6 protein-coding genes are annotated in these 4,690 nt (G+C 64.5%); 1 reads left to right on the top strand and 5 read right to left on the bottom strand.

Annotated features, from left to right (window positions below; translation table 11 throughout):
• On the top strand, positions 1-354 hold a 354-nt coding region (locus H483_RS37020; protein ID WP_031265335.1), incomplete at its 5' end, for an integrase core domain-containing protein.
• Here H483_RS37020 and H483_RS38930 read toward each other — a convergent pair.
• The 5 genes from H483_RS38930 to merA all read right to left on the bottom strand — a co-directional run bounded on the left by H483_RS38930 (position 347) and on the right by merA (position 4,623).
• Positions 347-493, bottom strand: a complete 147-nt coding sequence (locus H483_RS38930) for a histone-like nucleoid-structuring protein Lsr2 (protein WP_017838452.1) — start codon at positions 491-493, stop codon at positions 347-349. The genes H483_RS37020 and H483_RS38930 overlap by 8 nt on opposite strands.
• Positions 494-1,223: 730 nt before the next feature.
• A complete protein-coding gene (locus H483_RS39325; protein WP_152428094.1) occupies positions 1,224-1,700 on the bottom strand; it encodes a hypothetical protein in 477 nt (158 codons plus the stop codon).
• A gap of 330 nt (positions 1,701-2,030) precedes the next feature.
• Complete coding sequence (locus tag H483_RS37010; RefSeq protein WP_017838449.1) at positions 2,031-2,627, bottom strand: cadmium resistance transporter; 597 nt, start codon at positions 2,625-2,627, stop codon at positions 2,031-2,033.
• A complete protein-coding gene (locus tag H483_RS37005) occupies positions 2,624-2,983 on the bottom strand; it encodes a helix-turn-helix transcriptional regulator (RefSeq protein ID WP_031265333.1) in 360 nt (119 codons plus the stop codon). The genes H483_RS37010 and H483_RS37005 overlap by 4 nt, the downstream gene beginning before the upstream one ends.
• A gap of 239 nt (positions 2,984-3,222) precedes the next feature.
• Positions 3,223-4,623 (bottom strand): mercury(II) reductase, encoded by a 1,401-nt coding sequence (gene merA, locus H483_RS37000; protein WP_017838447.1) that lies wholly within the window; start codon positions 4,621-4,623, stop codon positions 3,223-3,225.
• Positions 4,624-4,690: the final 67 nt, after the last annotated feature.

Here is a 4,690-nt window from a genome sequence, read left to right as displayed (position 1 = left end):
CCCTACAGCGAGTCCCAGTTCAAGACGATGAAGTACACGCCGGACTACCCCGAGCGGTTCGCCAGCATCGGCCAGGCACGGGCCTGGATGAACCAGTTCATCCACTGGTACAACCACCAGCACCGCCATAGCGGGATCGGACTGCACACCCCGGCCAGCGTCCACGACGGCACCGCCGAGACCATCCGCGACAGGCGCCAGCTCGTGCTCGACGCCGCCTACGCCAAGCACCCCGAACGGTTCAACCGACGACCACACCCACCCCGACTCCCAGAGAAGGCGACCATCAACGACCCCGCCGCCCGAGAACCCGAAACTAGCCAAGCTCAACCGACTACCGCACGTCTCATTTGATTTGACACGCTCCGTTCTCGTCGCTGAGGTCGATGGAGTATTCCTTGCCCTCGAAAGCGAACGATATGGCGTTGGCTTTGTCGCCTAGGTCGGTTCCGTCGAGGTCGTCGAGGTACCGGACCTGAAACTGCTGCGCCATGAGTTCCCCATTCTTTAATGCTATTGGTGCAGGGTGACAGTATGCCCCGCTCGGTTTGGTCGGGCCGAACCATGTTCATCGGCGGCGAGCTGGTGCCTCAAGTCCTACGGCGTAGCTGAGCGTCACGCGATTCGACGCGTCTGGCGTGGCGTTCAAGCTCGGGTCATGTCGGAGCTGTCTGCAATGCTGCGCCACGTGAACCCCCTCGATGCAATAGGCAGGTAACCGGTGACTCGAACGTGGAAGCGCCACATCCCCGCCCCAGTCGCCGCCGCCGTCTTCGCCGTGACAGCGTTGTGCCGCCCGGAACTAGTTCAGCAGTTAGCTTTCTGGGTGGGTGGGCAGTTTTCGCAGTTGTATATGGGGATCATGACGAACACGGTTCTCTCCGATGCCGCGTTCTCGCAACTGCCGTGATTGAGCCCTCTCGGGCCGGTTGCGCCTCATCCTTGCCTGCCCCTCCACGTCCGAGCAGCGGCCACTATTGCAGCCAGTTGTCGCTCTGGAGGGTTGTTCAATGCAACACGTCCTGAGGGTGATCTTGAGGCCCGACATCGAGGGTATCTACGCCAGGCCGGTGGCCGACAAGTCGACCGTCGTCAACAACCTCGCAGGTCCAAGGAACTGAGAGGCACGTCTTGCGTTAGTTTCGCGCAATCGAATCGCTGTAAACGAGACTGGGGGGCACCGATCCAACGCTCCCTCTGACGATGGGTGAAGTCCCCGGACGTCAGCGGAAGTTAGGAAGCGGCGGCCTCGCACGAGTAACGGCGGATAGATTCTCGTTCAGCGTCCCGATTGCCTCGTCGAACCATCCGTCATCGATCCAGAAGCGCTTGCCAGTTGCGGTGTTGTTCTTCGTCTCCGCGCGGTTGAGCCGCTGTCCCTGTTGGGGGTGAGTGGCGGGCCTTGCGTGTAGAACGTCGTTCCGGACCGCCGCTACCGCGAATAGCGCTTTGTATACCGCGACCAGGTAGTTCTTGATCTGAGGGTCTTCCACTTCGCTCGCTGCGCTCTTCACGGCACTGGCTATGCCCGAAGTCGTCTTTGGTTCGAGGTGCTTCAGCGCGAGGGTGGCTGGCAGTCGATCAGCAAGACGAGGCAGATCGCCGAGGATGCTCCACTCGAGGTAGGAGACCGAATACGCTACTTCGCCCACCCTCGCGAGGTACTGGTCGTCGGGAAGTGCAGCTCGTGAACGCTCCATGCCTGAATCCTCCTGCACCTACTCCCCGCTCGCAGTAAGCGCGGTGCATTTGGTCCTGCTCTGTGCGGCAGGCTTGTACGACACTTCAGTGCGCCCCTGAACTCCAGGTCGAGGAGCCATTCCGGCGGTCCGAGGAAGTGTCGCGATGAAGGATCGTCAAACGCGACACATGAGACGGGGAGGTCTTTCTGTGGACTTGATCGCTTTGTGGCGGTCTTCTGTGGTTACTTCTTGGCGGCGACGTACGACGTACCAATCGGGCGTTCTGGCCGAAAGGGTTAGAGCGAGTCGGCGGCTCACGGGTGGGCGGCCGGGTTTGCGTCTGTTTTGTCAGAGTCCGAATGCTCCGCCGCTGATCAGAATGAAGGCGCCTAGGCCGATCAGGACAATCGGGAACAGGATGTGTTCCCAGCGCTCCAGGACTTCGGCGATCGGTCGGCGGGTGGCGACGAACCTTGCCAGGCCCACCAGTCCCGCCACCAGCACCAGGAACACGATGCAGTAGGCGACCACGGCTCCCGGGCCCACGTTGAGAAAGACGGGGACGTAAACGCCGATGTTGTCTCCACCGTTGGCGAAGGTTACGCCGGCCACGGTCCACACGGCGACGTTCTTGCCCTCGACCTTTGCATCGTCGTCATCATCGTCCCCGCGCCAGGCCTGCCACGCGGCCCACAGTCCCAAGCCCAGTGGGATCAGCCCGAAGTAAGGGATGGCCTGCGGGGGCAGGAAGACTCCCGCGCCCAGGGAGACGAGCACAGCCACGCCGAGGATGCCGGCGAACCCGAGATACTGGCCGGCCAGAATGCGTGCGGTGGTTCCGCGTTGGCCTGCTCCGCGGGCGAAAAACAGCGACAGGACGATGATGTCGTCGATATTGGTGGCAATGAACAGGCCGATCGCCTGCAGGGCCGAGGACAGGATCACGCCTGCACCTCCGTGGCGTGACAACCCGGCACTGAGCAGTCGGGCTCCAAGCAGGAGGCGTTTTCGTTGACCGCGAGGGTGATCTCGACCAAGGAAGATAGCGACCGGGCCAAGTGCGGGTCTGCGATCTCATACCGGGTCTGGCGACCTTCGGGCACTGCGACAACGATCCCGCAGTCGCGCAGGCATGCCAGATGGTTCGACACGTTCGACCGTGTCAGCTCCAGATCCCGGGCCAGCTCCGCCGGGTAGGCCGGCTGCTCCAGCAAGGTCAGCAGTATTCGGGACCGTGTCGGGTCGGCCATCGCCCGCCCTAACCGGTTCATCACATCGACACGAGAAGCAATAGTCAGCACTTGCTGAACTATACAGCGTCTGCTGAACTGTTGTGACAACGCCCTAAAAACCTAAAGGTTGTCAAGACACTTAATCTCGTCCAGGACTACGGCCAGTTTTGAACAGGTTTCCTGGCGCTACAGGCACCCACCGGAGTCTCACTAAGTCGTCTTGACAACCTGTAGGTTTTTAAGGCACATTCACGGCGCCAGGCGGGCCGCCGCGGGAGCCCTCGTCCACCCCGCTGGGGCCGCGGGTTTCAGGCGCAGCATGACGTCGGCATCTGGTTTCGGAAGAGGCCGGCCACGATGCGCAGGCTTTCGCTCATGGTCAGGTACGGCGCCCAGGTGTCGGCCAGATCGTCGACGGTCATGCCGCTTTTGATGGCGTAGGTGGCCGCCAGCATGATCTCCCCGGCCCCGTCCGCCAGAGCGTGCACGCCCAGAACCTTGCCGCTCACGGCGTCGGCGACGAGCTTCACCGCCCCGCGGGTGTCGTGCTGGACGAGCGCCCGGGGGACATCGGACAGGTCCAGGACGCGGCAGTCGCACGCGTGCCCTCGGGTGAGGGCCTCGTCCTCGGTCAACCCCGCCGAGGCCAGCTGGGGCCGGGTGAACACGACCGCAGGAAAGCCGGCGTAGTCGACCCGAGCTGCCGGCGGGTACCTGTCCTCGGTCAGGGCGTTGAGCGCGGCGGCCCGACCGCCGGCGGCGGCGGCGTAGACGTACTGGGGAGCCCCCGAGACGTCACCGGCGGCCCAGACGCGCGGGTTGGAGGTGCGCTGGGTCTGGTCGACCACGACGAAGCCGCGCTCGTCCACGTCCACACCGGCAGCGGCCAGGTTCAGGCCGTCGGTGCGGGGCAGGCGTCCGGTGGCCACCAGGACCTGCGCGCCGCGCACCTGTTCGCCCGAGTCCGTGGTCACCACCACCTCTCCTGCGGGGCCTGGTTCGCGGGCCACAGTGGTCGCGCGCTCTTCGACCACGGTGATGCCGTCGTCGGTGAAGACTTCCCGAAGTCTCTGGGCCAGCTCCGGCTCGGCGTGCGGCGCCAGACGCCCGACCACAGAGACCCGGGTGCCGAGGTGAGCGAACAGCTGGGCCTGCTCCATCCCGACGTACCCGCCACCGATAACGACCAGGGACTCAGGCAGCTCGGTCAGCTGCATCGCGGTGGTGGACGTCAGCCGGTCCACAGAGTCGAGACCGACCACCTCCGGGATGGCGGGGGTGGCACCGGTGGCGACCAGATAGGCCCGGGCCCGCAGCGCCTGGCCGTCGACGGCCAGGGTGTCCCCGTCCAGGAAGCTGGCCTGGCCTGGGCGGACCTGGAAGCCGTAGGCAGCGGCCACATCGGCGTACTTCGCATCACGCAGGCGCTCGATGAGTGCGTCCTTCTGGGCCACCAGATCGCCGAGGTTCACCGGTGCGGCTGACGTTGGGGCACCTTTGAAGGGATTGGTGAGCGCGGCGTGCCGGGCCCCGGCGGCCGCCAGGAGCGTCTTGGACGGCACGCAGCCGATGTTCACGCACGTCCCGCCCAGAACACCGCGCTCAACCAGCACGACGCTCTTACCGGCCTGGCTGGCCGCGATGGCGGCGGACATCGCCGCGCCTCCTGAGCCGATCACGGCCAGATCGACGTCGTAGTCCACACCCATTTGCCCACCTTCCTTCGCGTGACCCCTCTTCAGCGTCCATAGTGGATGAGTATTCGCTCTTCTGAGG

The organism is Dietzia sp. UCD-THP (assembly GCF_000349585.1).
Lineage (GTDB): Bacteria > Actinomycetota > Actinomycetes > Mycobacteriales > Mycobacteriaceae > Dietzia > Dietzia natronolimnaea_A.
This window is presented reverse-complemented; position numbering and strand designations above follow the sequence as displayed.

Bases quoted from the DNA above. Each gene is read 5' to 3' on its own strand.
- H483_RS39325 (WP_152428094.1), bottom strand. From the start codon at position 1,700: ATGGAGCGTTCACGAGCTGCACTTCCCGACGACCAGTACCTCGCGAGG.
- H483_RS38930 (WP_017838452.1), bottom strand. From the start codon at position 493: ATGGCGCAGCAGTTTCAGGTCCGGTACCTCGACGACCTCGACGGAACC.
- merA (WP_017838447.1), bottom strand. From the start codon at position 4,623: ATGGGTGTGGACTACGACGTCGATCTGGCCGTGATCGGCTCAGGAGGC.